This is a genomic window from Halobacillus sp. GSS1 (assembly GCF_017307035.1).
GTDB classification, from domain to species: domain Bacteria; phylum Bacillota; class Bacilli; order Bacillales; family Halobacillaceae; genus Halobacillus; species Halobacillus litoralis.
In genome coordinates, this window is record NZ_JAFLHE010000014.1 from 1 (window position 1) to 15,847 (window position 15,847).

Genomic DNA, 15,847 nt, shown 5'->3' on the forward strand with positions numbered 1-15,847 from the left:
ATCACTTGAAAAACCAGAAGATCATTCTTCTGGTTTTTTTCTATATCAACTTCATTAAACATAGACATAAAAGAAAGGAGGGATCGCTTGAACTGGTCATATTTCTTTCATGATGACATTCTTTTATTTGTTTTCCGGTTATTTTTTGCACTCCTTCTTTCAGGATTGATTGGCTTCGAGAGGGAAGTCAAAAATCATTCGGCGGGCTTCCGCACCCATATTCTTGTCGGAGTAGGGGCTTGTATGATGATGCTTCTTTCATTGTATGGATTTGAAACGTTTATTGATCAATATGAACATGTCCGTTTCGATCCAGCTCGTATCCCCTCCTACGTCATTAGCGGAATTGGATTTTTAGGGGCGGGCACCATTATCGTCAATGGGATGACTATTAGAGGGTTAACTACTGCAGCGTCCATATGGACGGTGGCTGGTATTGGCCTCGTTGTCGGCGCAGGGATGTATGATGTGGCGACGGTCACAACAATTTTTGTGCTTTTGAGTTTAGTTTTTCTAAATAAGGTTGAAAAAGAAAAGTTCAATGGGAATCGAAAAAATATTTTTCAAGTGACCATTGGTAAGGATGCACCGGTTAATAAAGTATTGACAGTATTTGAACAAATGAAGCTGGATGTCCGGAAAATAGATATTGTTGCATTGGATCAAAGTCAAAAAAAGGTCGTTGTTGAATTGAATAAAGGGCAAATGTATGATCGATCCCTTCTTTTAGAGCGTCTGTCTTTGATGGATGGTGTAGAAGAATGTGGACATCGGTACTAAAGAGCTGCACAGTTGATTCTGTGCAGTTTTTTTGTTTTATTTCATGATGAAAAGGGGAAACATAGAAGATGTAATTCTTCTAAACAAACAAGTTGCATGACAATCAAAAATGAGTATAATAAAATTAAAGTCAAAGATAGTCAAAGTCAAAAGAGGGGGAGGGAGCATGCGGAATATCTCTGATGTTATTGAAGAATATCTCAAGGAGATCTTAGATGAAAATCGACACCAGGCGATTGAAATCAAGCGTAGTGAACTTGCCGAGAAATTTGATTGTGTACCTTCACAGATCAATTATGTGATTAAGACACGTTTTACTGTGGAAAAAGGGTATATAGTGGAAAGTAAAAGGGGAGGCGGCGGGTATATCCGTATCAGCCGAATCCAGTACCGAAAAGGATCAGAAATGATTGAAGAGGTGATGGAGCTCATCAACCCCCATGTATCCCAAACGAAAGCCATTGATGTTCTTGAAAGGCTGGTAGATTATGAGATCATCACTGAACGGGAAAGCAAACTGATGGCAAGTGTTATCGATCGTGACGTTCTTGCATTTTCTTTACCTCTTCGCGATGAAGTTCGTGCGCGAATCATGACAGCGATGCTATTCACCCTTAAATATAAATGTTGAGTGAGAAGGGAGAGATTCAGATGGAGTGTCAGAAATGTCACCAGCGTCCTGCTACCGTCCATTTGACGCAGGTGATTAATGGTCAAAAATCAGAAGTCCATGTATGTGAAAAATGTGCGAAGGAAAATGGGTACATGAATTATGGGGAAGAGAACTTCACCTTGAATGATCTCCTTTCAGGTCTGTTCCATTCCGAGGGACCTTCTCCTTTAAAAGGGCAGAGCGCTCACTCATATACTCAAAAACCAATGCTGAAATGTCCCAATTGCGGGCTGAGCTACGAGGAGTTTGCAAGGATAGGGAAGTTTGGCTGTGCAGAATGCTATAAAACGTTCGATGAACGACTGAATCCCATTCTGCGCCGTGTTCACAGCGGGAACACAAGACATGATGGAAAGATCCCGAAAAGGGAAGGTGGAAACTTACACCTTAAAAAAGAGATGGAAGAATATAAAACTAATCTTCGACAATTAATTGAGCAGGAAGAATTCGAAGAGGCAGCGAAAGTTAGAGATAAGATCAGATCTTTAGAAAGTCAACTGCATCATAGGGAGGATGGTGATGAGTAATGTCTTTACAGCAATTCATGAATGAAGCCATTAGTCCGTGGATGAAGCAAGAGGGTCCGGACAGTGATATTGTACTCAGCAGCCGTATACGACTTGCTCGTAATTTCTCACAACATCCTTTTCCTATCATTGCTTCAGAGGAGACATTGAATAAAGTGTTGGAATTCTTCCAACAAGAGTTCCAAAAGAAGTCTTTCAGAGATTATAAAGATTTTGAGCTGGTCCAGATGAAAGATTTACAGCCGATCGAAAAGAGAGTATTGGTAGAAAAACATTTGATCAGTCCACATTTAGCTGAAAAAGCGGATAAGTCGGCGTCTCTCATTTCACAAAATGAACAAGTATCAATCATGATTAATGAAGAGGATCATATTCGCATACAGTTATATTTCCCCGGCTTTCAGTTGGATCAGGCACTGGAACAAGCCAGTCAACTGGATGATTGGCTCGAAGAAAAAGTGGATTATGCTTTTGATGAGAAACGGGGTTATTTAACCGCCTGTCCGACTAATGTGGGTACGGGAATGAGAGCTTCTGTCATGATGCATTTGCCTGCCTTATCCATGACGAACCAAATAAACCGTATGACGCCTGCCATTAACCAACTGGGTCTTGTGGTGAGGGGGATCTACGGGGAGGGCAGCGAGGCGCTTGGGAATATTTATCAGATATCCAATCAGATTACCCTTGGTAAATCAGAAGAGGATATTGTTGAAGACCTTCACAGTGTCGTCAAACAGCTGATTGAACAAGAGAGAAAAGCAAGAGAAGCATTGATGGCCCGCTCGAGTATTCAATTGGAGGACCGTATCTTTCGCTCCTATGGTGTATTGACCAATAGTCGAATCATAGAATCTAAGGAGGCGGCAAAATGCCTTTCTGACTTGAGACTTGGCATCGATCTAGGATTCATCGATCATATTCCGCGAACGATTTTAAATGAATTGATGGTTCTTACACAGCCCGGGTTCTTGCAACAATACGCGAAAACTCCTTTATCCCCTGATGAAAGGGATGTAAGAAGAGCATCATTAATTCGCGAACGACTTCAATTAGAAAATGAAGAATAATGTTAGGAGGGAATGTCCATGATGTTTGGGCGATTTACAGAAAGAGCACAAAAAGTATTGGCGCTGGCACAGGAAGAAGCTGTTCGTTTAGGTCATAATAACATTGGTACGGAGCATATCCTTTTAGGCTTAGTCAGTGAAGGAGAAGGCATAGCTGCCAAAGCTCTGACTGCATTAGGACTTGAGTCTTCAAAAATCCAGCAGGAAGTAGAGAAATTAATCGGTAAGGGAGAGAAAGTGTCCCAAACGATTCATTATACGCCTCGTGCGAAAAAAGTCATTGAGCTTTCTATGGATGAAGCTCGTAAACTGGGACACTCATACGTAGGAACAGAACATATCCTTCTTGGATTGATCCGTGAAGGAGAAGGCGTGGCCGCCCGTGTCCTGAATAACCTGGGTGTAAGCTTGAACAAGGCCCGTCAGCAGGTATTACAATTGCTTGGGAATAATGAGTCCACAGGTGGTCAAAACCGTCGTGGTGGTGGATCAGGTGCTCAGGCAGCGAATGCTAATACCCCGACGCTTGATTCACTGGCTCGTGACCTTACAGCGATTGCGAAAGAGGGTAACATTGACCCTGTCATCGGGCGAAGTAAAGAAATTGAGCGTGTCATTCAAGTATTGAGCCGTCGTACGAAGAATAACCCGGTTCTTGTCGGTGAGCCTGGTGTTGGTAAAACAGCCATCGCTGAAGGCCTGGCACAACAGATTATGAACAATGAAGTTCCGGAGATTCTTCGCGATAAGCGAGTGATGACACTTGATATGGGTACCGTCGTTGCCGGGACCAAGTATCGTGGTGAATTTGAAGACCGCCTGAAAAAAGTGATGGAAGAGATTCGTCAGGCAGGGAACATCATCCTGTTCATCGACGAGCTGCACACGTTAATCGGTGCTGGTGGGGCAGAAGGTGCTATTGATGCATCCAATATCCTTAAGCCGTCTCTTGCCCGTGGTGAATTGCAATGTATTGGTGCTACGACACTCGATGAGTACCGCAAATACATTGAGAAGGATGCTGCTCTTGAGCGTAGGTTCCAGCCTATTCAAGTGGATGAACCGAACCTCGATGAATCCATCCAAATTCTCCAAGGTCTTCGCGACCGTTATGAAGCGCACCACCGTGTAACGATTACGGATGACTCAATTGAGTCCGCGGTACGTTTCTCTGATCGTTACATCACAGACCGCTTCTTGCCGGATAAAGCGATTGACTTGATTGATGAGGCTGCTTCCAAAGTTCGTTTGCGCTCCTACACAGCTCCACCGAACTTGAAAGAGTTAGAACAGAAGCTTGAAGAAGTGCGGAAAGAGAAGGATGCCGCTGTACAGAGTCAGGAATTTGAGAAAGCTGCCTCTTTAAGAGACAGTGAACAGCGCTTGAGAGATGAGTTGGAACAAACGAAAGATGAGTGGAAAGAAAAACAAGGGCAGGAAGATTCCGAAGTTACAGTAGAGGACATTGCTTCTGTCGTATCTACATGGACGGGAGTGCCTGTATCCAAGATGACGAAAGATGAGAGCGAACGCCTTCTGCATCTTGAAGATACACTTCACAACCGCGTCATTGGTCAGGAAGAGGCAGTCAAAGCGATTTCCAAAGCGATTCGACGTGCCCGTGCCGGACTTAAAGATCCGAAACGTCCAATCGGTTCATTCATTTTCCTTGGACCAACGGGTGTCGGTAAAACGGAACTCGCTCGTGCTTTAGCGGAGAGCATGTTCGGAGAAGAAGATGCGATGATTCGAATCGACATGTCCGAGTATATGGAAAAACACAGTACGTCCCGCCTGGTCGGTTCACCTCCAGGTTATGTCGGCTATGATGAAGGCGGACAATTAACAGAGAAAGTACGCAATAAGCCTTACTCTGTGGTCCTGCTTGACGAAATTGAAAAAGCGCATCCGGAAGTATTCAACATTTTGCTTCAGGTTCTTGAGGATGGTCGTCTGACCGATTCCAAAGGACGCGTCGTCGATTTCCGTAACACGGTGCTGATCATGACATCCAACGTTGGTGCTCAAGAATTGAAGCAGAACAAATATGTTGGCTTCTCCATGGGTGATACCGATCAGGATTATAAAGATATGAAATCTAAAGTGACAGATGCTTTGAAGAAAGCGTTCCGTCCTGAGTTCTTGAACCGTATCGATGAAACGATTGTTTTCCACTCCCTGGAGAGAAAACACATGAAAGATATTGTGACATTGATGGTCGAAGAACTGCGTAAACGTTTGAAAGAACAAGAGATTGACTTCGTCTTATCGGATGCCGCTATTCAGCATATTGCAGAATCAGGGTTCGATCCGGAATACGGAGCACGTCCATTGCGCCGTTCTATACAAAAGAATGTTGAGGACCTGCTTTCCGAAGAACTCTTGAAAGAAAACATCGCCAAAGGGCAAAGCGTGAAAATTGAGCTTGATGATGATAAGAACTTTGTGGTTCATACCCAGCAAGAGTCTACAAAGTAAATAGTTGTATAGAAGCAGGAAGACTCGGATCACACAGATGGTGGAAATGACGAGGAGGAAGGGCTGCCCCCTTCTTCTAAATCATAGAAATTCATCATATAGTGAACAGAGCCTAAGAAAAATCGGAAGGGTTTGCCTTCCGATTTTTTTCTTCTTCCGCTATGATTTTACTAGAATGATTTAATACAATTGATAAGATCGTGAAACTGATTCACAATCTTTTACGTATAGAATAATAAGAATAAGGGGCGAGATGATCTTGGCAAAAAGGAAAACGAAGTTTGTTTGCCAGGAATGTGGGTATGAGACACCTAAATGGATGGGAAAATGCCCTGGGTGTAATCAATGGAATACGCTGGTTGAAGAAATGACAGCTGCTCCGGCGAATTCCAGACATGTGTTTCAGACAAGCTCCACTTCCGCAACAACGAAACCTGAAAAAATCACACAAATAAAGTCGCAAAAAGAACCGCGTATGCCGACAGATATGCCTGAGTTCAACCGGGTGTTAGGTGGAGGGATCGTGGCGGGGTCTCTAGTTTTGATAGGCGGGGATCCGGGAATCGGTAAATCCACTCTTTTGCTTCAAGTCTCTGCACAGATTGCGAAAAAAGACTTTCCTGTCCTCTACATATCCGGGGAGGAGTCATCGCGACAAACGAAGCTTCGGGCGGAACGGTTGGATATTACATCTGATGAACTCTATGTTTTACCGGAAACAAACTTACAGGATGTCATCAACCAAATTGAAAACATCGAACCAAAATTTGTGGTCATAGATTCGATCCAGACCATTTTCAAAGAAGATGTTACCTCTGCTCCAGGGAGCGTTTCCCAAGTTCGTGAATGTACAAGTCACTTGATGAGAATCGCTAAAAGCAAAGGTATCCCTATTTTCATCGTGGGGCATGTTACTAAAGAAGGTTCCATTGCCGGTCCACGTCTACTTGAACATATGGTGGATGCCGTCCTTTATTTTGAAGGGGAGCAGCATCACACATTCAGAATTCTAAGAAGTGTGAAGAACCGTTTTGGAAGTACTCATGAAATGGGAATCTTTGAAATGAAGGAGAAAGGCCTGGAAGAGGTTCTGAACCCTTCAGAAATTTTCCTGGAAGAACGTTCGCAAGGGGCTGCGGGTTCGATCGTGGTGGCTTCCATGGAAGGGACAAGACCGGTACTTGTAGAAATACAGGCCTTGATTTCACCTACGGCATACGGAAATCCGAGACGGATGGCTACCGGTCTTGATAACAGCCGTGTACCGCTTTTAATGGCGGTTTTGGAAAAGAGAGCAGGGCTCCTTCTTCAGAACCAGGATGCTTACGTAAAAGTCGCTGGTGGCGTGAAATTGGATGAGCCGGCGATTGACTTAGCCGTTGCGATCAGCATTGCCTCAAGCTTCCGGAATCAGTCTCCGAATGGAGATGATGTGGTGGTTGGGGAAGTTGGCTTGACGGGTGAGATACGAAGAGTTGCAAGAATTGAACAAAGGGTCCAGGAAGCGGCGAAATTAGGCTTTAAAAGGGTCATCATTCCCAAGAAGAACATGGATGGCTGGACGCCTCCCTCTCAAATCGAAGTGATCGGTGTCAGTACCGTTCAGGAGGCGATGAAGGTAACACTGGGGGATTCATAAATGGAATGGCATGAAATCAACGAAAATGGAATCGGAGAAATTCTTCAGCTGGTGGCCCCCGGCACACCACTGAGAGATGGTATTGATAACGTCCTGCGTGCAAAAACAGGTGGATTGATTGTGCTCGGCTACGGCGATCATATGCGGGATCTCGTGGATGGCGGGTTCCATATCCAGTCTGATTTCACGCCCGCCCACCTTTACGAATTGGCGAAAATGGATGGGGCGTTAATTTTAAATGATGAAGGAACGCGCATTCTGTATGCCAATGCACAATTGATGCCGGACCCGGATATCCTGTCCACGGAAACAGGGATGAGGCACCGGACGGCAGAGCGGGTGGCTAAACAAACAGGTGCTCTTGTCATAGCTATATCTCAACGTCGGAACGTAATTACGTTGTATAAAGGCTCTCTCCGTTACTCGCTCAAGGATATTGGTGTGATTTTGACGAAGGCCAACCAGGCGATTCAGACGTTGGAAAAGTATAAAAATGTGCTGGATCAAAGTGTGACGAATCTTGGTGCCATGGAGTTTGAAAACATGGTTTCCTTTTCTGAAGTCGTTCAGGTCGTCCACCGTATTGAAATGGTGCTCCGAACGAAGACCGAGATTTTGAACTATGTGAATGAGCTCGGTACGGAAGGACGTTTGATTCAGCTGCAATTGACGGAATTAGTTTCGAATATTGAAGATGAAGCAACCTTACTTTTACGGGATTATAGTAAGCGGCCGGATTATGAACCTTATTATATTCTGAGAAAAATGCAGGAAATCACCAATACGGAACTTCTCTCGGATGAGCAGGTATTGAAACTTATGGGGTATTCACCGAATACGAAATTGTCGGACCCTATCGTGCCAAGAGGGTACCGGATTTTAAGCCGGATCCCAAGACTTCCAGTTCTCATTATTGAACACTTGGTAGAAAGGTTTGGTACGTTGGAAGAGCTGATCCAGGCTTCTCCTAAAGAACTTGTTGAAGTCGATGGTGTAGGAGAGATCCGTGCGATGAAAATTAGAGATGGTCTTGACCGCATACAAGAACAGTTGTTCGTAGACCGGCATATATAAGAATATTGACTTATTTGTGAACAATATGGTATGATTATTTGTTTGCTCATTGACTTAATTTGGAAGTTGTGCTAAGTTAAAAACCATCATTCCTTTTTTATATGGTTAATGGTTGTTAGGTTTGGTCATACTGTGTTTGAGGAGGTGAATACAAGTGCTTAAACGTATCGTACAGTTGTTTATTGTCATAACCGGCGGAACCATCGGTTACCTCTATTTTCCAGAGCTGTTCACAACCATGGGACTGACCTGGCAGAATTGGATTCAATCTGTCTTAGGGGCCGTACTAGGAGCACTTATATTATTTTTATTTACTTTTTGGATTGTGGATTATATTGTGGATTTTTTAAGGTGGATTGAGGACACTCTCGTCCGGGCCCCAGTAGCAGATTTGCTGTTTGGAAGTCTCGGTTTGATTGTCGGGCTGATTATCGCCTACTTGATCAATATCCCTGTGCAAGATATCCAAATTCAAGTAGTTAATCAGGTTGTACCGATCTTTTTAACATTCTTATTAGGTTACTTTGGGTTTCAGGTCGGTTTTAAACGGAAGGATGAATTCCTGAATTTGGTTTCAAGGAAAGAGAAGAAGCCAGAAGGAGAACTTCAGGAGGATTCTACCTTGGATCCTGCTTTGATTCCGAAACGAAAAATCTTGGATACAAGTGTCATCATCGATGGCCGTATTGCAGATATTTGCGATACACATTTTTTGGAAGGAACAATTGTGATTCCACAATTCGTATTGGAAGAATTGCAGCACATCGCTGATTCATCCGATGGTCTGAAAAGAAATCGTGGACGTCGTGGATTGGATGTCCTGAACCGTCTTCAAAAAGATCTTCCTGTGAATGTTGAGATTTACGAAGGGGATTTCGAAGACATTCAGGAAGTAGACAGTAAGCTTGTGAAGCTTGCGAAAGTGATGGACGGGATTGTCGTAACGAATGATTTCAACTTGAATAAAGTTTGTGAGTTTCAAAATGTTCAAGTCTTGAACATTAATGATCTTGCGAATGCTGTGAAACCGGTCGTTCTTCCAGGGGAAGAGATGACGATTCAAGTCATCAAAGATGGGAAAGAGCAGAATCAAGGGGTCGCCTACTTGGATGACGGCACAATGATCGTTGTCGAAGAAGGGAAAGACTTTATCGGGAAGACAATTGAAGTGGTAGTGACCAGCGTGTTGCAGACATCAGCCGGTCGTATGATTTTTGCAAAGCCGAAATCACTTGAAAAAGCCTTGTAAAAACGGTATAAACAAATAGAGAATGACAAAAGTGATAACATGCGTGTTATCGCTTTTGTTATTTTATGAACGTCTAAACAAACGTAGGATGGATACACATGAAAAAATATACAGCCATTATACTCGCGGCAGGGCAGGGTAAGCGGATGCTCGCCGGCCGCAACAAACAGTTTTTGAGAATCGGTGACCAACCCTTAATCTGTCATACCCTTTCCGTCTTTGATGAGGATGATTGGTGTGAAGAGTTGATCTTAGTGACTAACGAACGCGAACGATCCCAGATGGAAGAGCTTCTACAAGAATATCCGCTCCGTCAGCCGGTCCACCTCGTAAACGGAGGAGCAGAACGGCAGGATAGTGTATTTGCAGGGTTGCAGGCGGTTCGAAACAGAGGGATTCCTGTGTTTATTCATGACGGGGCGCGTCCGTTTGTCCCTCAGGAGCTCTTACACGAACTGTCGGTGATGACATACGAAAAAGAGGCTGCTCTTCTTGCTGTACCGGTGACGGATACGATTAAGCAGAAGTCAGATCATGGGTTGGACACATTGGATAGAAGTACGTTATGGGCGGCCCAGACTCCTCAAGCCTTCTCTTATGATTTGATTTATGAAGCGCATGAACGAGCGAGGAAAAGCAGATACTACGGCACAGATGACGCTTCTCTCGTAGAGAGGTTGGATAAAGAAGTGGCCATCGTGAAGGGAAGCTATGACAATATCAAGCTTACGACTCCGGAAGACTTACATAAAGCCCAAGCTTACTTGAATAATCAGAGAAATGGAAAGGTGGAGGATGGCCCTATGTTTCGTGTCGGCCAAGGATTTGATGTACACCAATTGACGGAAGGACGTCCTTGTATCATCGGAGGAATTGAAATCCCGTATGAAAAGGGGCTGCTCGGTCATTCAGACGCAGATGTCCTGCTTCATACGATTGCGGATGCGTGTCTTGGAGCGATTGGTGAAGGGGATATCGGCAAACATTTCCCAGACACGGACCCTGCATTCAAAGATGCAGACTCAGGGAAACTGCTTCAGCACGTGTGGGATATCGTGACAGAGCGTGGGTATGAACTGGGGAACATGGATTGTACGGTAATCGCCCAGGCCCCTAAAATGGCGCCCTACATTGAACAAATCCGTGAGAGCATCGCCTCTCTCCTTAGGGTGGAACCTGGACGGATTAACGTGAAAGCAACAACTACAGAAAAACTCGGCTTTACGGGACGGAAGGAAGGAATTGCCGCACAAGCGGTCGTCCTTTTGCAAAATAATCAGCATACCTAAACAAAAAGTGATAAAATAAGTCAAGGATATAGACCGGAACATGAAAGGAGAACAATTATGTCTAACGAAGTAAGGGTGCGTTATGCACCAAGTCCGACAGGGCACCTTCACATTGGTAATGCGAGGACAGCTCTATTCAACTACCTTTATGCCAAAAACGCAGGTGGAAAGGTCGTCATTCGTATTGAGGATACGGATGAAAAGCGTAACGTCGAGGGCGGAGAAAAGAGCCAGCTCGACTACTTGAAATGGTTGGGTATTGAATGGGACGAGAGTTCTGAAAAAGGGGGCGAATATGGTCCCTACCGTCAGATGGAACGTCTGGATATTTACAAGAAATATGTCGATGAACTAATGGAACGCGGTCTTGCTTACAAATGCTATATGACATCAGAAGAGCTTGAAGCAGAACGTGAAGCGCAAATGGCACGTGGCGAAGCGCCGAAATACTCTGGTGCGCACCGCGACCTTACAGAAGAGCAAATCGCAGCATTTGAAGCGGAAGGCCGTAAGCCTAGTATTCGTATCCGCGTCCCTGAAAACCATACGTATACGTTCAACGATATCGTCCGTGGGGACATTACTTTTGAATCCAGCGATTTTGGGGATTGGGTCATCGTTAAGCAGAACGGAACTCCAACGTATAATTTTGCTGTTGCGATTGATGATTACTTAATGAAAATCACACACGTCCTTCGCGGGGAAGAGCATATTTCCAATACACCTAAGCAAATGATGGTGTATGAAGCGTTCGACTGGGAAGCTCCAAAGTTCGGTCATATGACATTGATCCTCAATGAAGAGCGTAAGAAACTGAGTAAGCGTGACCAGCACATTCTTCAGTTTATTGAACAATATAAGAATCTAGGATACCTTCCGGAAGCTCTCTTCAACTTCATCACTCTACTAGGGTGGTCGCCAGTCGGGGAAGAAGAAATATTCACGCAGGATCAGCTTGTGGAGATCTTTGATGCAGATCGACTATCCACTTCACCAGCGGTCTTTGACCCGGCGAAGCTGAAGTGGATGAACAATCAGTACATTAAAGCTTCTGATTTGGACCGCGTTGTTGAGCTTGCTCTGCCTCATTTAATTGAAGCTGGACGCTTGTCTGAAGATATGAGTGAGGAAGATCGAAAGTGGGCTCGTGAGCTTATCAGTCTTTACCAGGAACAATTGAGCTATGGAGCGGAAATCGTCGAACTGACCGAATTGTTCTTTAATCAGGAAATTCAGTATGATGAGGCTGCTATGGAAGTCCTTGAAGGGGAACAAGTACCGGAAGTATTGGAAACGTTCAAGAAGAACCTTCATGAGCTTGAAGAATTCACACCAGAAAACATTAAAAAGCAAATCAAAGCTGTTCAGAAAGAGACAGGGCATAAAGGGAAGAAGTTGTTTATGCCTGTCCGTGTAGCAACGACCGGTCAAACCCACGGCCCTGAACTTCCGAATGCGATTCATTTGCTTGGACTCGAAACGGTCACGGTTCGTCTCAATGATGTATTAAGCAAGTTGCAAGCTTAATTCGTTCACAAGTGGGAAAGAATATCATATAGTAGAGATACCTATACGAAACGTTGATGAGGAGAAGTAAGAGGCCCTCTCTTCTACAGAGAGAATCACCACGGCTGGAAGTGGTTCGTAGAGAAGCCTTTGAAATGCACCTCGGAGTCTTCGGCTGAACGAAGTATGCCGAAGCGGGTACCTTCCGTTATCAAGGATGAAGCGGGGAAAGGTGTAAAAGCCGATCCCAAACAGAGTGGAACCACGTTCGACGCGTCTCTGTGCCATTGGCACAAAGGCGCGTTTTTTATTTATGTGGGGAACGCTTCTGTTTCAGCACAAGGAGGGGAGCAAGTATGGGGCTGTTCAAAATGTTTAAAGAAGATGTTGATGTGGTGTTCGATCAAGATCCTGCTGCTCGTTCTTATATTGAAGTGATTCTGACATATTCAGGACTGCATGCGATATGGGGGCACCGGGTGGCCCATGCTTGTCACAAGCGGAAGTTTTTCTTCCTCGCCCGGCTGATCTCTCAATGGAGCCGCTTCCTGACGGGCATTGAAATACACCCTGGAGCGAAGATCGGGAGGCGTTTCTTCATTGACCATGGCATGGGTGTCGTTATTGGGGAAACGTGTGAGATTGGTGATAATGTGACGATTTTTCAGGGAGTGACGCTTGGAGGAACAGGGAAAGAAAAAGGGAAAAGGCACCCGACACTCCTTGATAACTCATTAGTCGCTACGGGAGCGAAAGTGCTGGGATCGATTACGATTGGGGAAAACTCTAAGGTAGGAGCTGGTTCGGTAGTGCTCCATGATGTTCCGAACAACTCGACGGTTGTCGGTATCCCTGGTCATGTCGTCATCCAGGATGGCAAGAAAGTCCAAAAGAAGGACCTTGACCATCACAAACTCCCAGACCCTGTGTACGACCGATTGAACGAAATCGAAAAGGAAATGGCGGAACTGCGCAAACAATTGAAGGAAACCAAAGGAGTGAACCAACATGGCGATTAACATATACAACACACTGACAAGAAAAAAAGAACCGTTCCAGCCGCTGGAAGAAGGAAAAGTGAAAATGTACGTTTGCGGTCCTACTGTTTATAACTACATTCACATAGGGAATGCAAGGCCGGCGATCGTATTCGATACAGTGAGAAGGTATTTTGAATACAGAGGATATGATGTCCATTATGTACTCAACTTTACAGATGTCGATGACAAATTAATTAAAGCATCGAATGAAATGGGCGAAGGAGTCACAGATATCGCCAATCGTTTCATTACGGCATACAAAGAAGACGTTGGGGCACTTGGCGTGAAAGAAGCCGTGGATCATCCGCGTGTGACGGAAAACATGGATGAGATTATCAGCTTTATCCAGGGGTTGATCGACAAAGGGTTTGCTTATGAAGCAGGAGGGGACGTGTATTTCCGTACGCGCTCTTTCGATCAATACGGAAAGCTTTCCCACCAGTCCATTGATGAGTTAAGATCCGGGTCCCGCATTGAAGTCGGGGACAAAAAGGAAGATCCGCTAGACTTCACACTTTGGAAAGATGCGAAGGAAGGCGAAATCACCTGGGAGAGTCCTTGGGGAAGCGGCCGGCCGGGGTGGCATATCGAGTGCTCAGCGATGGCGAAGAAATACCTTGGAGATACGATTGATATCCATGCGGGCGGGCAGGATTTAACATTCCCCCACCATGAAAATGAGATTGCGCAATCAGAAGCTCATAACGGGGAATCTTTTGCTCGCTACTGGATGCATAACGGGTATATTAATATTGACAATGAAAAAATGTCGAAGTCCTTAGGGAACTTCATCCTTGCCCACGATCTTGTGAAAAAGCATGACCCTCAAGTGATCCGCTTTTTCATGCTGAGTGTCCAATACCGTCATCCCATCAACTTCAGTGATGAGTTGTTGAAAGGGGCGAAAAGCAGCTTTGATCGTATCAAGAATGCGTATGAAAACATCCAGCACCGAAAAAATTCTACGATGAGCTTGAAGGAAGATCAAAGTGAGTGGCTGGATAAAGTGGCTGGTTATAAAGAGCAATTCATTAAAGAAATGGATGATGACTTCAACACGGCGAACGCGATTTCCGTCCTGTTTGATTTAACCAAAACTGCAAACTTATATTTACAGGAGGAGCAGACTCACGAAAAAGTCTTGACGGCTTTTGAAGAGTTGTTCGAAGAATTGACAGGGGTTCTCGGTATTCAACTGCAGGCTCAGGAAGAATTGCTTGATGAGGAAGTGGATGCTCTAATTGAAGAGCGGAAGCAAGCCAGAAAGAATCGTGACTTCGCGCGTGCCGACGAAATTCGTGATGAGTTGAAAGATCGCAACATCATCCTTGAAGATACATCCCAGGGCACGAGATGGAAGCGGGGGTAGGACGATGGCGATCGCAAATGCGAAACAGATGAAGAGTCTTGCTCTCGCCTATATGGGCGACTCTGTTTATGAGCTTTATGTGAGGCAGCACCTGCTTGAAAAAGGAGAGGTGAAGCCTCAGCACCTTCACCAGGCAGCCATCCAGTTTGTTTCGGCTGTGTCGCAGGCGAATGTGGTTAATGTATGGCAGCAAGAAGGAAGGCTCACGGAAGAAGAGGAAGGTGTGCTCAGGAGGGGGCGGAACGCAAAATCGGGATCCGTCCCTAAAAGCACCAATGTACAGACTTATCGCTATTCGACCGCATTCGAGGCGGTGTTAGGGTTTTTGTATTTATCCGGACAGATAGAGAGGCTAGAAACGTTGATACAAAACGCTATTCAAATAGTTGAAGAAAGGAGTGAAGAATCATGAGCGGAGAATGGATCATCGGAAAGAATTCGGTCCAGGAAGCCATCCGGTCAGGCAGACCAATCAATAAAGTGATGGTATCGGATCAGTTGCAGCACCAGGCTTACAAAAAGCTTGAACAGCTGGCCAAGGAACAAGGGCTCATTGTTCAAAAAGTGCCAAAGAAGAAAATTGACCAGCTTGTTGATGGAAATCACCAGGGGGTCATTGCTTCGGTGGCTGCGTATGAATACAGTGATTTGGAAGATTTATTTGCGAAAGCAGAAGAAAGGGACGAGCCTCCTTTTTTCATTATTTGTGATGAGATTGAAGACCCTCATAACCTCGGTTCCATACTGCGGACGGCAGATGCGGCAGGAGCACATGGTGTAATCATACCGAAGAGACGTTCTGTTTCTTTAACGGCAACCGTTGCGAAAACGTCGACAGGTGCGATCGAATATATTCCGGTTGCTCGTGTAACGAACCTTGCCCGGACGATTAATGAGTTGAAGGAAAGGTTTGTCTGGGTGGTCGGAACAGACGCTGTTGGGACGGAAGATTACCGCCAGCTTGATGGGAACATGCCGATTGCCCTCGTCATAGGAAGTGAAGGCCGCGGCATGAGCCGATTAACGAAAGATAAGTGTGATTGGACGGTCAGTCTGCCTATGGCTGGAGAAGTAACTTCTTTGAACGCATCTGTAGCGGCTTCCCTTTTGATGTACGAAGTCTATAGAAAGCGTCATCCTTTAGGGGAATAAG

14 protein-coding genes and 1 other annotated feature are annotated in these 15,847 nt (G+C 45.0%); all 14 genes read left to right on the plus strand.

All coding sequences use genetic code 11. From position 1 onward, the window contains the following. The first annotated feature begins 87 nt into the window (after positions 1-87). Positions 88-780 (plus strand): MgtC/SapB family protein, encoded by a 693-nt coding sequence (locus J0K78_RS17195; protein WP_206948232.1) that lies wholly within the window; start codon positions 88-90, stop codon positions 778-780. 166 nt (positions 781-946) lie between these two features. Then, positions 947-1,411, plus strand: coding sequence for a CtsR family transcriptional regulator (locus J0K78_RS17200; RefSeq protein WP_160916703.1), 465 nt, complete (start codon positions 947-949; stop codon positions 1,409-1,411). A gap of 20 nt (positions 1,412-1,431) precedes the next feature. Next, positions 1,432-1,980 (plus strand): protein-arginine kinase activator protein McsA, encoded by a 549-nt coding sequence (mcsA, locus tag J0K78_RS17205; protein ID WP_160916705.1) that lies wholly within the window; start codon positions 1,432-1,434, stop codon positions 1,978-1,980. Next, entirely contained in the window at positions 1,980-3,050 is a 1,071-nt protein-coding gene (gene mcsB / locus J0K78_RS17210) for a protein-arginine kinase McsB (protein WP_160916707.1), read from the plus strand. The genes mcsA and mcsB overlap by 1 nt, the downstream gene beginning before the upstream one ends. An 18-nt stretch (positions 3,051-3,068) precedes the next feature. Continuing rightward, positions 3,069-5,528 carry an ATP-dependent protease ATP-binding subunit ClpC gene (gene clpC, locus J0K78_RS17215; RefSeq protein ID WP_206948233.1) on the plus strand — a complete coding sequence of 820 codons (2,460 nt, stop codon included), beginning with the start codon at positions 3,069-3,071 and terminating at the stop codon, positions 5,526-5,528. 259 nt (positions 5,529-5,787) lie between these two features. Further along, complete coding sequence (gene radA, locus J0K78_RS17220; RefSeq protein ID WP_115895011.1) at positions 5,788-7,167, plus strand: DNA repair protein RadA; 1,380 nt, start codon at positions 5,788-5,790, stop codon at positions 7,165-7,167. Then, the gene (disA, locus tag J0K78_RS17225) at positions 7,168-8,241 is read left to right on the plus strand and encodes a DNA integrity scanning diadenylate cyclase DisA (protein WP_206948234.1); all 1,074 of its coding nucleotides are present in this window, start codon (positions 7,168-7,170) and stop codon (positions 8,239-8,241) included. Between the two features lie 154 nt (positions 8,242-8,395). Further along, entirely contained in the window at positions 8,396-9,490 is a 1,095-nt protein-coding gene (locus J0K78_RS17230) for a PIN/TRAM domain-containing protein (protein ID WP_206948235.1), read from the plus strand. 98 nt (positions 9,491-9,588) lie between these two features. Then, complete coding sequence (locus tag J0K78_RS17235) at positions 9,589-10,779, plus strand: bifunctional 2-C-methyl-D-erythritol 4-phosphate cytidylyltransferase/2-C-methyl-D-erythritol 2,4-cyclodiphosphate synthase (protein ID WP_206948236.1); 1,191 nt, start codon at positions 9,589-9,591, stop codon at positions 10,777-10,779. A 57-nt stretch (positions 10,780-10,836) separates the two neighbouring features. Further along, positions 10,837-12,306 carry a glutamate--tRNA ligase gene (gene gltX, locus J0K78_RS17240; protein ID WP_160916719.1) on the plus strand — a complete coding sequence of 490 codons (1,470 nt, stop codon included), beginning with the start codon at positions 10,837-10,839 and terminating at the stop codon, positions 12,304-12,306. A gap of 44 nt (positions 12,307-12,350) precedes the next feature. Next, positions 12,351-12,569 (plus strand) — a binding site (T-box leader). A 72-nt stretch (positions 12,570-12,641) separates the two neighbouring features. Then, on the plus strand, positions 12,642-13,304 hold the full coding sequence (cysE, locus tag J0K78_RS17245; RefSeq protein WP_206948237.1) for a serine O-acetyltransferase: 663 nt from the start codon (positions 12,642-12,644) through the stop codon (positions 13,302-13,304). Beyond that, positions 13,294-14,694: a cysteine--tRNA ligase gene (gene cysS, locus J0K78_RS17250; RefSeq protein ID WP_206948238.1), complete on the plus strand. Its 1,401-nt coding sequence runs from the start codon at positions 13,294-13,296 to the stop codon at positions 14,692-14,694. Before cysE ends, cysS begins: the two co-directional genes overlap by 11 nt. Positions 14,695-14,698: 4 nt before the next feature. Then, entirely contained in the window at positions 14,699-15,106 is a 408-nt protein-coding gene (locus J0K78_RS17255) for a Mini-ribonuclease 3 (RefSeq protein WP_206948239.1), read from the plus strand. Beyond that, positions 15,103-15,846, plus strand: coding sequence for a 23S rRNA (guanosine(2251)-2'-O)-methyltransferase RlmB (gene rlmB, locus J0K78_RS17260; protein ID WP_206948240.1), 744 nt, complete (start codon positions 15,103-15,105; stop codon positions 15,844-15,846). Before J0K78_RS17255 ends, rlmB begins: the two co-directional genes overlap by 4 nt. Position 15,847 lies beyond the last annotated feature (1 nt).

Bases quoted from the DNA above. Each gene is read 5' to 3' on its own strand.
- clpC (WP_206948233.1), top strand. From the start codon at position 3,069: ATGATGTTTGGGCGATTTACAGAAAGAGCACAAAAAGTATTGGCGCTG.
- rlmB (WP_206948240.1), top strand. From the start codon at position 15,103: ATGAGCGGAGAATGGATCATCGGAAAGAATTCGGTCCAGGAAGCCATC.
- cysE (WP_206948237.1), top strand. From the start codon at position 12,642: ATGGGGCTGTTCAAAATGTTTAAAGAAGATGTTGATGTGGTGTTCGAT.
- mcsA (WP_160916705.1), top strand. From the start codon at position 1,432: ATGGAGTGTCAGAAATGTCACCAGCGTCCTGCTACCGTCCATTTGACG.
- J0K78_RS17200 (WP_160916703.1), top strand. From the start codon at position 947: ATGCGGAATATCTCTGATGTTATTGAAGAATATCTCAAGGAGATCTTA.
- J0K78_RS17235 (WP_206948236.1), top strand. From the start codon at position 9,589: ATGAAAAAATATACAGCCATTATACTCGCGGCAGGGCAGGGTAAGCGG.
- gltX (WP_160916719.1), top strand. From the start codon at position 10,837: ATGTCTAACGAAGTAAGGGTGCGTTATGCACCAAGTCCGACAGGGCAC.
- cysS (WP_206948238.1), top strand. From the start codon at position 13,294: ATGGCGATTAACATATACAACACACTGACAAGAAAAAAAGAACCGTTC.
- J0K78_RS17255 (WP_206948239.1), top strand. From the start codon at position 14,699: ATGGCGATCGCAAATGCGAAACAGATGAAGAGTCTTGCTCTCGCCTAT.
- disA (WP_206948234.1), top strand. From the start codon at position 7,168: ATGGAATGGCATGAAATCAACGAAAATGGAATCGGAGAAATTCTTCAG.
- mcsB (WP_160916707.1), top strand. From the start codon at position 1,980: ATGTCTTTACAGCAATTCATGAATGAAGCCATTAGTCCGTGGATGAAG.